General features: G+C 62.0%; 15 protein-coding genes. 6 read left to right on the forward strand and 9 right to left on the reverse strand.

The genetic code is table 11. The features are described from left to right. Nucleotides 1-41: 41 nt before the first annotated feature. Nucleotides 42-2,144: a sensor histidine kinase gene (locus tag ACW5W8_RS09650; protein WP_498627569.1), complete on the reverse strand. Its 2,103-nt coding sequence runs from the start codon at nt 2,142-2,144 to the stop codon at nt 42-44. Nucleotides 2,145-2,169: 25 nt separating this feature from the next. Further along, nucleotides 2,170-3,525, reverse strand: coding sequence for a sigma-54-dependent transcriptional regulator (locus ACW5W8_RS09655; protein ID WP_498627571.1), 1,356 nt, complete (start codon nt 3,523-3,525; stop codon nt 2,170-2,172). A 254-nt stretch (nt 3,526-3,779) separates the two neighbouring features. Here ACW5W8_RS09655 and ACW5W8_RS09660 point away from each other — a divergent pair, with 254 nt between their 5' ends. The 6 genes from ACW5W8_RS09660 (at nt 3,780) to ACW5W8_RS09685 (ending at nt 9,618) form a co-directional block, all read left to right on the forward strand. Further along, on the forward strand, nt 3,780-4,610 hold the full coding sequence (locus ACW5W8_RS09660) for an ABC transporter substrate-binding protein (RefSeq protein WP_498627573.1): 831 nt from the start codon (nt 3,780-3,782) through the stop codon (nt 4,608-4,610). A 64-nt stretch (nt 4,611-4,674) separates the two neighbouring features. Beyond that, a complete protein-coding gene (locus ACW5W8_RS09665; RefSeq protein ID WP_498627574.1) occupies nt 4,675-5,376 on the forward strand; it encodes an ABC transporter permease in 702 nt (233 codons plus the stop codon). A 34-nt stretch (nt 5,377-5,410) separates the two neighbouring features. After that, on the forward strand, nt 5,411-6,106 hold the full coding sequence (locus tag ACW5W8_RS09670) for an energy-coupling factor ABC transporter ATP-binding protein (RefSeq protein WP_005362120.1): 696 nt from the start codon (nt 5,411-5,413) through the stop codon (nt 6,104-6,106). Further along, nucleotides 6,078-6,722 (forward strand): molybdenum cofactor guanylyltransferase MobA, encoded by a 645-nt coding sequence (gene mobA / locus ACW5W8_RS09675; protein ID WP_115521203.1) that lies wholly within the window; start codon nt 6,078-6,080, stop codon nt 6,720-6,722. Before ACW5W8_RS09670 ends, mobA begins: the two co-directional genes overlap by 29 nt. Further along, complete coding sequence (locus tag ACW5W8_RS09680; protein ID WP_498627577.1) at nt 6,719-8,497, forward strand: bifunctional molybdopterin-guanine dinucleotide biosynthesis adaptor protein MobB/molybdopterin molybdotransferase MoeA; 1,779 nt, start codon at nt 6,719-6,721, stop codon at nt 8,495-8,497. The genes mobA and ACW5W8_RS09680 overlap by 4 nt, the downstream gene beginning before the upstream one ends. Before the next feature lie 62 nt (nt 8,498-8,559). Then, the gene (locus ACW5W8_RS09685; RefSeq protein ID WP_498627579.1) at nt 8,560-9,618 is read left to right on the forward strand and encodes an FUSC family protein; all 1,059 of its coding nucleotides are present in this window, start codon (nt 8,560-8,562) and stop codon (nt 9,616-9,618) included. Between the two features lie 58 nt (nt 9,619-9,676). Here ACW5W8_RS09685 and ACW5W8_RS09690 read toward each other — a convergent pair whose 3' ends face one another. The 7 genes from ACW5W8_RS09690 to ACW5W8_RS09720 form a co-directional block, all read right to left on the reverse strand. Next, a complete protein-coding gene (locus ACW5W8_RS09690; protein WP_498627581.1) occupies nt 9,677-10,231 on the reverse strand; it encodes a DUF3332 domain-containing protein in 555 nt (184 codons plus the stop codon). Nucleotides 10,232-10,411: 180 nt separating this feature from the next. After that, on the reverse strand, nt 10,412-11,713 hold the full coding sequence (locus tag ACW5W8_RS09695; RefSeq protein ID WP_498627583.1) for a methyl-accepting chemotaxis protein: 1,302 nt from the start codon (nt 11,711-11,713) through the stop codon (nt 10,412-10,414). A 91-nt stretch (nt 11,714-11,804) separates the two neighbouring features. Next, a complete protein-coding gene (locus ACW5W8_RS09700) occupies nt 11,805-12,284 on the reverse strand; it encodes a GNAT family N-acetyltransferase (RefSeq protein ID WP_498627585.1) in 480 nt (159 codons plus the stop codon). A gap of 97 nt (nt 12,285-12,381) precedes the next feature. Beyond that, nucleotides 12,382-12,825: a DoxX family protein gene (locus ACW5W8_RS09705; protein ID WP_139460458.1), complete on the reverse strand. Its 444-nt coding sequence runs from the start codon at nt 12,823-12,825 to the stop codon at nt 12,382-12,384. Further along, on the reverse strand, nt 12,822-13,574 hold the full coding sequence (locus tag ACW5W8_RS09710) for an HvfC/BufC family peptide modification chaperone (RefSeq protein WP_498627586.1): 753 nt from the start codon (nt 13,572-13,574) through the stop codon (nt 12,822-12,824). The genes ACW5W8_RS09705 and ACW5W8_RS09710 overlap by 4 nt, the downstream gene beginning before the upstream one ends. Next, nucleotides 13,567-14,415, reverse strand: a complete 849-nt coding sequence (gene bufB / locus ACW5W8_RS09715; RefSeq protein ID WP_498627588.1) for an MNIO family bufferin maturase — start codon at nt 14,413-14,415, stop codon at nt 13,567-13,569. The genes ACW5W8_RS09710 and bufB overlap by 8 nt, the downstream gene beginning before the upstream one ends. A 72-nt stretch (nt 14,416-14,487) precedes the next feature. Beyond that, entirely contained in the window at nt 14,488-14,751 is a 264-nt protein-coding gene (locus tag ACW5W8_RS09720) for a BufA1 family periplasmic bufferin-type metallophore (protein WP_005334862.1), read from the reverse strand. Between the last annotated feature and the right edge of the window lie 370 nt (nt 14,752-15,121).

Below are 15,121 nucleotides of genomic sequence, written 5' to 3' on the forward strand. Positions count from 1 at the left end.
GTTGACGGGCTGTTTTTATCACGGGCCTTTTTTAAGCAGCATCAATCGCTTGTCTCACGCCCCTCGGCATTGAGGGCGATGCGCCACCCTTCCAGTTTCGCGGGCTCGCTGCCGCTGGGCTGCAGGGCGTGGCTGCGCAGCCGCACGGTAAAGCAGCTCCCCTGCCCCGGGGTGGAGTCCACCAAGAGCTCCCCACCCCAGCGACTGATGATGCGGTGACTCAGAGCCAGCCCCAGCCCGGTGCCGGTGGCGCGGGTGGTGAAGAAGGGGTCGAAGATCTTGTCGATAATGGCCGCCTCGATGCCGCTGCCGTTATCGATCACCCGCACCTCGGCCCCGCGCAACTGACCCAGTTCATCGACCCAGTCGCGGCTCTCGACCCGGATCTCCCCCTGCTCCCCCAGCGCGTGGCTGGCGTTGACCAAGAGGTTTATCAGCACCTGCAGCAGCTGCTGGCGATCCGCCTCGATGGGCTGCTGGGCCCTGAGATCGGCCACCAGTTCAATCTGCTGCTGGCGTAGGGCGGAGCGCACCAGGGTCAGGCTCTCCTCTATGATGGGGTTGAGGTGCTGCCACACAGGCGCCGTCTCGTAGTCGCCGGGGCGCGAATATTGCAGCAGGCTACGAGTGATGGCACGAATGCGCTCGATCTGGGCCAGCACCAGCGCCAGCTCCTCGCTGACCGGCTCGGCCGCCTCCCCCAGCTCCAGCTTCATCAGCTCCACATTGCCGAGGATCACCGCCAGCGGGTTATTGATCTCGTGGGCCACCCCGGCCGAAAGCTCGCCAAGGGCCGCCAGCTTCTCGCTGATCAGCAACTGCTGGCGCGCCTCGGTCAGCATATGAATATGATCTTCCAGCTCGGCGGTCTTCTGCTCAAGGCTTTGGGTACGCTCGGCTACCTTCTGCTCCAGCTCGTCGGCGCTGCGAGCCATCTGCTGCTGGTGCGCTTCTTGCCTGTCCAGCATGGCGTCAAACTGGCGACCGAGCTGGGCCAGCTCGTGGTCGGGGTCGAGGGCCAGCGGGCCGATACGGGCCGACTCCCCGGCCTGCACCTGCCGCACTACCTTGTGCATCCGCTCGATGGGGGAGAAGAGATCCCGCGCGCCGCGATAGACCAGCAGGCCAGAGAGCAGCAACAGCAGCACTACGCCGGAGCCCAGCTCCACCAGATTGGTGAGGTAGGTGCGGATGATGGGCCACTCGAGAAAGCCCACATAGAGCATGCCGAGCCGCTCGCCCCTGGCTCCCAGCAGCGGCTCGTAACCCGAGACATACCAGGCGTCGTGAACGAAGGCGCGGTCAATCCACATCTCCCCCCGCCCCAGTACCTGATCGCGCACTGGCGGCGAGACCCGGGTACCCACCGCCCGACCCACCTGACGGCTACTGCTGACCGGTACGTTGGTGCTCACCCGCAGATCGTCGAGAAACAGGGTGACGGTGCCGACGCTGCCATCCGGCAGGGTATTTTTGGCAAACACCTGCCCCTTGAGCTCATCCACCAGCCGGGTGCTGCCGTTGACAAGCTCGCCCCCCTCCAGCACGGCCCAAAGGGAGCCGTCGCGGCCCATCACCGGCGTCAGCGAGAGGCTGATCAGCCCCCTGTTCTCCACCACTCTGGTGCCATCCCGCTGCCACAACACGGCCCGCTTGGCCAGTTGCGGGGAGAGGGCGAGCATCTCCTGCTGCGACCAGACCACGAAGTGGCTGACGCTGCGCCCGGCCGTGAGGGCGGCGCGCTCCTGCGCCGTCAGCTGATCCAGCTCGGGGCCACGGCGCAAGCGCAGAAAATCGAGACCATAGTTGGCCGCCAGCGGCATCACCCAGTCATGCAGTTGATCCGGCGATTCCCGCAGCCGCAGCTGAAAGGCCCAGGCATCGCGCAGATGCTCCAGATGCTCGGTCTGGCGCTGCTGCTGCACCGTGATGGCGTGGTGGGCCACCCCGAGATCGCTGCGCACCGTGGTGAGCAGGTTTTGCCAGCTGTAGGTGAGGGTCCAGTAGAGGGTGAGTGCGATCATGCCCACCAGGGTGAGCATGATGGGTACCGAGGTGAGCAGCAGCAGGCGCCAGCGTACTTTTGTGCGCACGCAACGGGGCAGCAGGGCGCGCATGCAGCGGGAGATCCGGGTCAGTTTCATCGCCACCCCATCCGATCAGCCTTCCTCATTCGATGGCCCACTCCTTGAATTTGCGATCCAGCGTCTTGCGCGCCACCCCGAGCACCCGGGAGGCAGCCGACTTGTTGCCATCATGGCTGGCCACCACTTGCAGGATGTGGGCTTTTTCTACCTCCGCCAACGGCCATGCCAGCGGATAGCCCTCCTCGCTCGTGCCCGGTTCGGCGAGCTGGCTGCTCTGCCAATATTCCGCTGGCGGCTTGCCCAGCAGCAGGCAGCGCTCGATGAGGTTGCGCAGTTCGCGCACGTTGCCGGGCCAGGGGTAGGCCTGCATCGCTATCACATCCTCGTGGGTCCAGCTTAACGAGCCCATCCCCATCTCGGCGGTGAGCTGGCGGGTAAAGTGGTGTACCAGCGCGGGGATGTCGTCGATCCGCTCCCGCAGCGGGGCAACCGGTAGCGCCACCACGTTGAGGCGATAGAAGAGATCCTCGCGAAAGCGGCCCGCCTCCACCTCGGCCTTGAGGTTGCGGTTGGTGGCGGCGACGATGCGCACATCCACCGCCAATTCGCGCTCGGCCCCCACCGGGCGGATGGCCTTCTGCTCCAGCGCACGCAACAGGGAAGCCTGCATGGCGAGCGGCATCTCGCCGATCTCGTCGAGAAACAGGGTGCCCTGATGGGCGACCCGGAACAGGCCGTCACGCCCCTTGCGGGCGCCGGTAAAGGCCCCCTGCACGTGGCCAAACAGCTCGCTTTCGAGCAGCTCCGGCGCGATGGAGGCGCAGTTGAGGGGCACAAAGGCCCCCATCCGGCCAGAGAGTTGATGCAGGGCGCGGGCCACCAGCTCCTTGCCGGTGCCTGACTCCCCCTCCACCAGCACGGCGGCGTTGGAGGGCGCCACTCTGGCGATCAGCGTCTTGAGCTCACGGGTCTTGGCACTGTCGCCAATCAGGGTGGGTGGGAAGAGCTTGCTCACCTCCCGGCGCAGCAGCAGGTTCTCCCGCTCCATCTGGCGGCGCTCGATGACTCTGTCCACCGCCTGCACCATCTGATCCAGATTGAAGGGCTTGAGGATAAAGTCGCTGGCGCCGAGGCGCAGCGCCTTGAGGGCGGTCTCCATATCGCCAAAACCGGTCATGAAGATGATGTCGCTGCGGCGAGTGGCGGGGTCGATGGCTTCGTGCCACTCGATGCCGGAGCGCCCCGGCAGCCGGATGTCGGCGATGATAAGGTCAAAGTGAAGGCGGCAGCGCAGGGCTTCCGCCTCCTCCACGCTGGCGGCAGTCTCAATCTGGGCAAAACGCTTGGCCAGCGCCTTGGCCAGAAAGCTGCGCATGCCGGGCTCATCGTCAACGATAAGCAGGGAGAGGGCAGACCAGCGGCTGGGAGGAAGTGTCATGGAAAAAAGTACCTCGGATGCACGTAAGGTCGGATAATGTCCCGATAACCGGAACGTGAGTGGGACATTTTGTCCTTCCCGTATCAAAAGCACCAACACCAATTATTAAAAGCGATAACAAGCTCACCTAATTGATTTTAATAACCTTATGTTTTTAAACGGCAAACCGTGAATTCAACGGCACAGGAACGGTTTGGCACCCTGCTTGCTTACTCTTGCCCTCTCCTCATCCACCCTGAAAAAGTTGCATCAAGATGACGATAAAAACCAATCTCAAACGTTTCGCACTCTCCCTTGCGGCCAGCCTGCTGATCGCCGGGGCTGCCCACGCTGACACTGCCAAGGCGCCAATCCGCCTTGCCACCACCACCAGCACCGAACAGTCCGGTCTGCTGGGCTGGCTGCTGCCCCAGTTCACCAAAGAGACCGGTTATCCGGTGCAGGTGATGGCGGCCGGTACCGGCCAGAGCCTGAAGATGGGCGAAAATGGCGACGCGGATCTGGTGATGACCCATGCCCCCTCTGCCGAGAAGAAGTTCGTCGACGCGGGCTTTGGCATCGAGCCGGTACACCTGATGTACAACGACTTCGTTATCGTCGGCCCGGCCAAAGACCCGGCGGGTCTGGCCAAGCTGCATGACGCGGCCAAAGCGCTGCAAGCCATCAAGGATCAGGGCCAGACCTTTATCTCCCGCGGTGACGAGTCCGGTACCCACATCAAGGAGAAGACCCTGTGGCAGGCAGCCGACGTCAAACCCGAGTTTGCCGGCTACAAATCCATCGGCCAGGGGATGGGCCCGACCCTGACCATGGCCTCGGAGCTCGGTGCCTACACCCTGACCGACCGCGGCACCTGGCTCGCCTACCAGAGCAAGCTGGATCTCGCCGTGCTGCTGGAGGGTGACAAGCGCCTGTTCAACCCCTATCAGGTGATCCTGGTCAACCCCAAGCGCTACCCGGATCTCAACACCGAAGGGGCGCGCACCCTGAAGAACTGGCTGGTCTCCGAGCATGGCCAGCAGCTGATCGGCGACTTCAAGGTGGCCGGTCAGGCGCTGTTTGTGGCGGATGCCAACGGGAAATAATGGCAACCCTAACCCCTGCGATGACCTTGATGGCCCTCCCCCGGTTCGCTGAGGGAGGCGCCTGATGCCGACCTTGATCGATACCACGCTGGCGGCCCTCGCCCTGCTGTTCAGTGGTGACACCGAACTGTGGCAGGTGGTGGGGGTCTCCTTCTCCGTCTCCGGCATCGCCCTGCTGCTGGTGCTGCTGCCGGCACTGCTGCTGGGCTTTGCCCTGGCCTATCTGCCGCTGCCCGGCCGCTGGCTCTGGCTCTCCTGCATCAATACCCTGCAATCGGTGCCGACCGTGGTGATTGGCCTCTTGCTCTACATGCTGCTGTCGCGGGCCGGCCCTTTTGGCGACTGGAAGCTGCTCTTTACCCAGCAGGCGATGGTGGTGGGGCAGATGCTGATCGCCTTTCCGGTGATCGCCACCATGGCTCACGCCGCCTTTGTCCAGAGTGACCGCCGCGCCTGGGAGACCGCCCTGACCCTGGGGGTCTCCTGGCCCAAGGCGCTGTTCGGCCTGATGCACGAGTGCCGCTTTGGCCTGCTGGCCGCCATCATCGGCGCCTTTAGCCGCATCGTCACCGAGGTGGGCTGCTCCATGATGGTAGGGGGCAATATCCTGCACTTCACCCGCAATATTCCCACCGCTATCGCGCTGGAGACCCAGAAAGGGGCCTTCACCCAGGGGGTGGCGCTCGGCATAGTGCTGCTAACCCTCGCCCTGTTGCTCAACCTGCTGCTGACCGCGTGTCGCGGCCACAGCTATCTGAAGAACTGACCATGCCCCCACTATGCATCAACAGGAGTACCCCATGGCCCTGACCGCCCACCAGCTGACGATGCGCTTTGGAGAACGCCAGCTGTTCGAGATTGACCGGCTCGCCATCGCACCGGGGGATGCCATCTGGCTGCATGGAGCCAACGGGGTGGGCAAGACCACTCTGCTCAAAATCCTGGCGGGGCTGCTGGCCCCTACCCGCGGCCACACCAATCTGCCGGGGCGCTGGCAGCAGCGGCTCAACCGGCTGCTCAAGCGGGATCTGGGGCCGGGCCGGGTCACCTATCTGCACCAGACCCCCTATCTGTTCGATCGCACGGTGCACGACAACGTGGCCTGGGCGCTCGATAAACAACTCGGCAGCGAGATCCGGGTGTTCGAGGCGCTGCGCCGGGTCGAGCTGGAAGGGCTGGCGCGGGAGCACATCAGCATTTTGTCCGGTGGCGAACGGCAACGACTGGCGATGGCCCGTGCCTGGGCGCTGCAACCGGCCTTTCTGCTGATGGATGAGCCCACCGCCAATCTCGACACACATTCGGTTGCCCTGATGGCCGCATTGGCGCAAGATCTGCGGGAACATGGCAGCGGCCTGGTCGTCATCAGCCACCAGAGCAACGCCCTGACCGACCTGTGCGAGCGGCAATGGACCCTCGCCCGTGGCCAGCTGCAAGAGACGACCCCTTTAAAAATCATCGAGCGACATGACTTCAAAAAGCGACAGCCACTCTGATCCCGTTGCCGTATCAGCAGTGATCCTGGCAGGAGGCCGCGCCACCCGGATGGGGGGCGAAGACAAGGGATGGGTAGCACTGGCGGGACGCCCTCTTATCGACCATGTTTTGGCGCGCCTGCGCCCCCAGGTGGATGAGGTGCTGATCAACGCCAACCGCAGTCAGACCCGCTATCAGGCGCTGGCTCCCGTCATCAGCGATGACAACAACGACTATCTCGGCCCGCTGGCGGGCATGCAGGCAGGCCTTGCCGCCGCCCGTCACGACTGGGTGTTGTTTGTCCCTTGCGATGGCCCCGCCCTGCCGCTGGATCTGATGAGCCGCTTTCGCGCCGCCCTGACCCCGGATACCGAGCTGGTGGTAGCCCACGATGGCGACTGGCTGCAACCCGTGGTGGCCCTGCTGCACAAATCCCTGCTCCCCTCCCTCACCGCCGCGCTAGCAGAGGGAGAGCGCAAAATCGATATCTGGTTTGCCCGCCACAATATGGCGGTGGTGAGCTTTGCCGATCAGCCGGATGCCTTTATCAATCTCAACAGCCCTGCCGAGCTGGCCGCCTACGAGGCCCGTCTGCTTGCCCCGGCTATCGACCCCCAACAAGGAGTCACCTCATGACCCCGGCCCCCACTCTTCCCCTGCTCGGCTTCGCCGCCTGGAGCGGCACCGGCAAGACTACCTTGCTGGAGCAGTTGATCCCCCTGCTGGTGGATCGCGGCCTGCGCATCGGGGTGCTCAAGCACGCCCACCACGACTTTGATATCGACCAACCGGGCAAGGACAGTTACCGCCTGCGCAAGGCTGGCGCCCAACAGATGATGGTGGCTTCCCGCCGCCGCCATGCGCGCATTACTGAAACAACGCACGGCGAAACGGAACTGGCCGAAGCCGATTTTCGCCAGCTGCTGGCCAGCTTCGATCAGACAGAGCTCGATCTGCTCTTGGTCGAGGGGTTCAAGCACGAACACTTCCCGAAAATCGAGCTGCACCGCGCCGAGATTGGCAAGCCGCTGCTCTTCCCCGAAGACAGTGACATCATTGCGTTGGCCAGCGATCAGCCCCAACAGAGTGGCGAACAGCAGCAGACAAGCCTGCCCCGCCTTGATATCAACGATCTGGCGACCATTGCCGACTTCGTCTGCCGCTGGCTTGACGGCTGCCAGAACAAGGAGCCGGAGGCGGGCAAGGGCTTTTTGTCGGTCGAGGCGGCCCGCAACGCCATTCTGGCGGCCCTCACCCCGCGTAACGCCTGCAGTGAAAAGCCGCTGGCCCAGTGCCACGGCGCCGTGCTGGCCGCCGACCTGATAAGCCCCATCAATGTGCCCCCCCACGCCAACTCGGCGATGGATGGCATTGGCCTGCGCAGCGACGATCTCGCCGCTGGTCGCTGGCAACTGGTGGGGGAAGTGCTGGCGGGCCAGCAGCGCCACGAGCCTGTGCTGGCCGGTCAGGCGGTGCAGATCATGACCGGCGCCCCGCTCCCCCCCGGGGTCGATACCGTGGTGATGCGGGAAGAGACGCTGATTGAAGGTGAGTGGGTCACGGTCACCGCCCCAGTCCGGGCGGGACAGAATGTGCGCCTCGCCGGCGAAGATCTCGCCAAAGGCGCGGTCGCCATCCCGGCCGGGACCTGGCTTGGTGCCCCCCAGCTGGGGCTGGCGGCATCCCTCGGTCAAGCCAGTCTCACTGTGCGCACCCCGCTGAAAGTGGCGCTGTTCAGTACCGGTGACGAGGTGCAGGCCCCGGGCGAGCAGCTCGCCCCCGGCCATATCTTCGACAGCAACCGCTTCACCCTGATGGCCCTTATCCGCGCCGCCGGTTGCGAAGTGATGGACCTTGGCATCATTCCCGATGACAAGACCATTCTGCGCCAGCAGCTGGAGCAGGCCGCCGCCAGCGCCGATCTGGTGTTGAGCTCGGGTGGGGTCTCGGTGGGCAATGCCGACTTTATCAAGCTGGTGCTGGCAGAGCTCGGCCAGATCGATTTTTGGCGCATCCAGATGCGGCCGGGCCGCCCGCTCGCTTTTGGCAAGCTGGGGCAGACCCCCTTCTTCGGCCTGCCGGGCAATCCGGTGGCGGCGATGATCTGCGTGCTGCAGTTTGTCGAGCCTGCCATCGCCCGCTTGCAGGGCAAGTTGTGGCAGCCGCTGCGCCTCTCGGCACTGGCGGACGAGAAGATGAAGAGCCGCCCAGGGCGCACCGAGTTTCTGCGCGGCATCTTCCATCAGGACCGTAACGGCCAGCTGCGGGTGCGCACCACTGGGCCACAGGGCTCGGGCATTCTGAGCTCCATGGCCGAGGCCAACTGCCTGATTGAAATCGTGCCGGATCAACCCGGGATCGCCGTTGGCGAGCGGGTCTGGATCCACCCCCTGCAGGGACGACTGGCCTAAATCCCGACGGGGCGTCGGCCGGATGCACGGCGCCCCGTCCCCCACCTGACAGGAGGCAGACCGTGCGTCTTGATGCCCCCCTCTCCCGACTCGATCGGCTGGTCTATGGCCGCTACCGGATCGTCCATGGCCTGCGCATTGCGTTCGCCTTTATGCTCACCTTTCTGCTGACCCGCGAGCTGAAACTGCCGGAGAGCACCTGGCCGCTGATCACGCTGGTGGTGGTGATGGGCCCCATCTCGTTTTGGGGCAATGTGCTCTCCCGCGCCCTACAGCGGGTGGTGGGCACCATCTTCGGCGCCAGTTGCGGAGTGGTGGCACTTTATCTCGAGATCTACTCGCTGCCGCTCACCCTGATCTGGTGCGGGTGCATCATGTTCCTCTGCGGCTATCTGGCCCTCGGCAAGCGCCCCTATGTAGGGCTGCTGATCGGCATCACGCTGGGGGTCACCATGGGGGCCATGCCGGGGGATATAGAGACGGCGCTGTGGCGCAGTGCCGACGTGATACTGGGCTCCCTGCTGGCGCTGCTCTTTTGCAGCATCTATCCCCAGCGGGCCTACAGCCACTGGCGGCTGCAACTGCACCAGATCCTGCAGCAGTCGGGACGGCTCTATCACACCCACCTCTCCCCCAATGTGCTGGAGCGGCCACACCTCAAACACAATCTCTCCCAACTGCTGGCCCAGACCGGCAAACTGCGGGCCCTGCTGGCCCCGGCGGCCAAGGAGACGCACCACCCCATCGCCCTGTTTGATACGGTGCAGGTCACCATGCGCAACACCCTCTGCACCCTGGAGATGCTGGCCAACACCTACTGGAACGATCGGGAGAGCCACTTCCTGATGCAGAGCACGGCTGCGCTGCACGCCTGCCATCTGGCCACCGAGGAGGCAATTAGCCAGCTTGCCCTGATGATGCAAACCGGTGACGGGCGTGGCGCGGATGCCGCCATCGCCCGCCTGCACGAGGTGGCGACACAGGTGTCGCTGCCCCCCAACACAGAGGCGGCCATCAATGGCTACCTCTGGCTCAACGTCCAACTGACCGAGCAGCTCACCCACCTGCGCCGCCTGCTGGGGCTGATCCTCACCCCGTCCCATCGCAAGCAGCCCGACTAGCCCCCATGCAAAACGCCCCGCAGTTGCGGGGCGTTGTCGGTCGGCATGGCCGCAATAATCAGGCTGCGGCGCCGGCGTTTGCGCTCATCTGATCCAGCTCTGACCGGGTCAGAGTGGAGACAAAGCGGCCATCGAAGTAGATATCCATCAGCTCGCCGCGCTTCTCACCGCGCATCATGCTGCTACGGCCATCCAGATAGTGCACTTCCATCTGGGCGGTATGCTCGTCCGGGTAGCTGATCTCCACCTCGCGTACCCCTTGCGGCAGCATGGCCAACGGCACAGTCTTGAGGGCCGGATCCAGATGCTGGTTCACCTTGATCACCGGATTGGCTTTCATGTCCACCACAGCCGGAGATTTGCCGGTGATAGGGTTCTTGCCAGACCAGAACTCGATGGTATTGAAAACGAACAGGTCAGCGGTCGCAGCCAGACCATAGACAGGGGAGAGCAGCATAAAGACCCCGGCACGACCGTAGCGGTTATCCACCACACTCAGGTTGCCCTTGGTGACCATGCCGGAAAGCCCCATCTGCCCCATACAGCCGCCCAGACCCATGCTCGCGACCATAACCAGCAGGGCCATTGCCCGCCCCTTCTGTTGTAATGCCATCTTGTTCTGTTCCTACTCTGAAATAAATGAGGCGGCAAGCCTAATCAAGGGGCCAGAAGAGGACAATTCACAATGGCGGGACGATACAGGAGGGGTTCAGATTGGCGTACCAAGTGAGCAATAAATAAGCACCTATGGGATTGTCATCCGATCGGTGCCTTGTTCAACAACCAATAACCGTCAGGAGCCGATGGCCAGATTGGAGACTGTCTCGGTCACATTGATGGCGCCCTGCTCGATCTGCACCATGACGCTGCTCACTTCGCTTATCTGCTCCTTGCCACGCTGGGCACTGGTGGCCACTTCGTTGATGTTGCCGGTGATCTGGGCCGTCAGTTCGCGGTTTTTCTGAACCACGCTGGCGATCTCGCCGGTCGAGAGGGAGGTGCGCGCAGCCAGCTGACGTACCTCGTCGGCCACCACCGCAAAGCCGCGTCCCTGATCGCCGGCCCGGGCAGCCTCGATGGCTGCGTTAAGGGCCAGCAGATTGGTCTGCTCGGCAATGCTGCTGATGGTCGAGACAATGGCTTCAATGCTTTTCGACTGCTCATTGAGCTGACCAATCAGACCGGCAGTGCGACTCACCTGTTCGGAAATGGCGCTGGAGATGGCAACCGATGCTGCCAGCAGTTCAGACCCGGTTTCGGCAAAGCGGGTGGTCTCCTGCGAAATGGTCTGGGCTATGTTGGCCGCCTCGCTCACTGCCTGGGCGCGCTTGATCCGCTCGGTCACCTCACTGGCAAACTTGATCACCTTGACCACCTTGCCGCTCTCATCCTTGATGGGGTTGTAGGTAGCCTCCAGCCAGATCTCGTTGCCGTGGCTGTCACGGCGACTGAACAGCCCCGACTTGAGCTGGCCGTGGGCCAGATCGTCCCAGAAGTGGGGCTGCTCGCGATAGAAGCTCTCATCACAAAACAGCCTGTGATGCTGCCCCTTGAGCTGCGAAAGGGAGTAACCGACGCAGGAGAGGAAATTCTGATTGGCCGTCACAATCTCCCCCTTGGGGGTGAACTCGATAATGGCGAGCGCCCGATCGAGTGCCGAGATGATCGCTTTCTGACGACTCAACTGCTGATAACTCTCGGTAATATCGGAGGCAATCTTGACTACCCTGACCACCTTGCCCTCAACCTTGACCGGGAAGTAGGTAGCCTCCAGCCACAACTCCCTGCCATGTTTGTCAATGCGCTGGTAGATGCCACAGTGGGTATGCCCCTGACGCAACTGTTCCCAAAACTGGGCGTAGGAGGATGACTGGGCGTAGTGGGCATCACAAAAGATCCGGTGGTGTTTACCAATCACCTCCTGCTCGCTATAGCCCACCACACTCAGAAACAGCGGGTTCGCCTCGAGGATCTCGCCACTTGGTGTGAAACTGATGGTAGCGACACCGACTTTTACTGCATCAATAAATGCCTGGGCCTGGGCCAACTGCATTTGACACGCTTGTAATTCCGCTTTGAGTTTGAAGTTGAACATCTTGCCCTGCCCCTCTGTTACCTGTTTACAACTACATTACATCTGCATGAACTTTAGACGAGAAACCAGAGGGATAACGGGGTCCCATCGATTAAGGTGCCAGGTCCCACTCCAGATAGGCCGGATTGGCGACAAAGCCGATCCGCTCATAGAGAGGACGCCCCTGCTCGCTGGCATGGAGCCACACTTTGCCCAGCTGACGCGCGCTGGCGAAGGCCGTTATGGCATCGAGAAGCGCCGTGGCGATCCCCTGCTGGCGCCATTGTGGCCGCGTATACATGTTGAGCAGGTACCCCTCCCCCCCCGCCAGATTGCCGGGATAGGGTGGCCGTTCAAACAATGCCAGCGTCCCGGCCGCCACGATCTGTTTGCCGCCCTCCTGCGTATCTGCCTCAGCCAGCCAGGATAAAGCACTCTCTTCACTCATCGTCCGGGTGAAATAGTCAAAGGTGGCCTGCCACAAGGCCGGGTCTGCCTGCGGCGTCACCAGCTCACCGACCTCACAAAACAGCTCCATGCGCAGCGCCACCAGAGCGGGAATATCTGCGGTCCTTGCCTGACGAATAATCATTGGCTGCTCCTTTTCTCTCATGGGAAATTTCGCCGACCGCCATTATGACAAAGAGCGCCTTGTGGCGCTCTTTGTCATTGGGGAAATCACTGATAAATCAATGGTTGCGACGTGTCAGCCAGTGATCCAGGCTCAGCACACCGCCGCCCCAAATGGTCAGGGTAAGCAGCATCCAGCCCCACAGCTGGTGATCGTAAAAGCCGCCCGCCCATAGGGTTGGATAGGAGATCACCGCCATGATATTAAAGCCAAACAGCAGCAAGGCGGCCGGGCGGGTAAAAAGCCCCGCTAGCAGGAAGAGCGGCAGCAACAGCTCGGTCGCCGTACCCAGATAAGCAGCCCACAACCAGGGCAGCAGGGGCACCTGATACTCGGATTCAAACAGATAGAGGGTGGAATCCCACGCCGTCAGTTTGAGCCAGCCTGAAGTAATAAAAACCGAGGCGACCCACAGCCGCGCCAGCAACAGCACACCGGCACTGCTCCAGCGCGGCAAATCACCACTCGAGCTGGCCAGCGCCAGCCATTTGTTTGCCATCATGGTATTACCTCCATATCCACCAGCAGACCAAGTGTTATCAGGCGAGTGAGATGTTCACTGGCCGCAGGGTCGGCCGCAAGCAGATCGACCAGCGCCGTACCAGCGAGACAACCCTGTAGCAGCGCCCACTCACCCGCCGTCAGGGGCAAGGGGGCAACCCGGCAATCCGGCTGTTTCTTCAATGCCAACCAGACGGGGGCATCAAGCACCTCCACCGCTTCACCACCGTGCAGCGCCATCTGCCACAGGGCCTGCACCGGATAATCGCTGGCAACCAGCAGTAGATCCGTGGCTGGCAACAGCCGCAGCCGCTCCCATTGTTGCGGCGATAATGCGGCCAGACGCTCGGCTGGCCAGCAGCGTGATTCCAGCGGCAGCAGACTGGCACGCTCAAGCTGCCATTCGAACTGCGCCAGCGCCTCCAGCCAGGGCAGTCCGGTTGTAGTCGGCAAGCGGGCCAACCATTGGCCAAATCCGGCGCCATAGTGCATGACGCTCCCTTCCCTGAGCGGCTCGGCCAATACGAAGCCGCGGGCCGCCGCTGCAAAAAAGTCATCCCCGACCATAGCCTTGACGGCGGGATAACTGCTCGCCAGCACCTCGCCAAGACTCAGGATGAAGTGGTTGCGATAGACCTGCAGCACAGATTCGGCAGAAAAGAGCCGGGAGCTGATGTGAGGGGAAATGGCGTCAGGCGCCCCCAGCAGACCATCAGCAAAGTGCTGTTGCAGCTGTGCCAGTTCAGCCATGGGCCACCTCCCGTGGTGCACTCATGACACGCGCCTCATCCAGAATGGCACTGGCCTGCGCTGCCTCTGCCAGCAAGACCGGCAGCGGCGGGATCTCGAGGTCCCACTCAATCAGGGTGGGAATGGCCTGCTTGCGGCAGATCTGGCGATAGAGTTCCCAGACCGGCTCCACCACAGGGGCGCTGTGGGTGTCGATATAGAGGGAGCCTTCCGGCAGCTGCTTCTCGGTATAACCGGCCAGATGGATCTCCCCGACGGTGGCGAGATCGATCGCCGCCAGATACTCGTCGCAAGAGAAACCGTGATTGAAGGCACTGACATAGAGATTGTTGAGGTCGAGCAGGATGCCGCACTCGCTGCGCTGCTGCAGCTCGGCCAGAAATTCCCACTCGCTCATCTCCCCGGGCAGTTGCAGATAGGAGGAGGGATTTTCAATCAACATGCGGCAACCCAGGGCCTGTTGTACCTGCTGGATCTTGTCGCTCATGTTGCGCAGGGAGGCACGGGTATAGGGCACCGGCAGCAGATCGTTGAAATAACGCCCGCCAATGCTGCCCCAGCTGAGATGTTCGGAGATCCGTACCGGTTTGATCGCCGCGGCCAGTGTCGACAACTGCTGCAGATGGTGCGGATCGAGCGGGTCGGCAGAACCGAGGGACATGCCAACGCCGTGAAGACTGACGGGGTAGTGCTGCGCCAGTTCGGCGAGCACCTGAAAACCGTGACTGTGCCGTTCGAAGTAATTTTCACTGTGCACCTCCAGCCAACCGACTGCCGGCAGGGTTTGCCGGATCTCGTCGTAATGGGGAGTGCGTAATCCGATACCAATCAAAGGGTTCATCGCAAGACTCGCTTTTGCCAATCAGAGAAGATGCAGGGGGCGACCCATTGGCCATCCCCTGCCCGATGTCTCTTACTTGGGTTGCAGCGAACCACCGACCAGCTTCTCGCACAGCCCTTTGGGCATCACCACAAAGGCATCACCCTGAGCATCTTCCTTGGCAGTACCGGCGCAGGAGCTGCTCTTGGTCGCACAGTCATTCTTGCTGGCCTTGACCACGCCGTAGCACTTCTCCTTTTCATCGGCAGCCATGGCTGGTGCCGCGATAAATTGGGCGCCCAGCGCCAGCAGACCGGTCATGGCGGAGGCGATAGCAGTGCTTTTTTTAACATTCATGTTCATGTTCCTTTTGATGTCGTTGGATGTTGCTGATATCCCCGATTTGTCGCAACCGGGTACCTGCAATAGAACCGGCAAACGGGAAATTCCCTTTCAAAAAAACACAAAAAAGAGTTGAACAACCCGAATAAAAACGTTCAACCAATTGATTTAAAACAGCTATTTCATCATTGAAAATTTCTTGCCGACCACCCATTAATGAAAGAGGAAAGTGCCATATGGTGCTTTCATCCCGTTAATCTTCTTCACTGCTTCTATCAAAAGAGATGCGTCAGACATAAAAAAGGCTATGTCCCAATTACGTGTTGCATGGGGTGCCCCAGCGCCTCATGCAAACATGCTTTGATATTCACGCCCCTCCCGTAAC

Source organism: Aeromonas aquatilis, assembly GCF_054052405.1.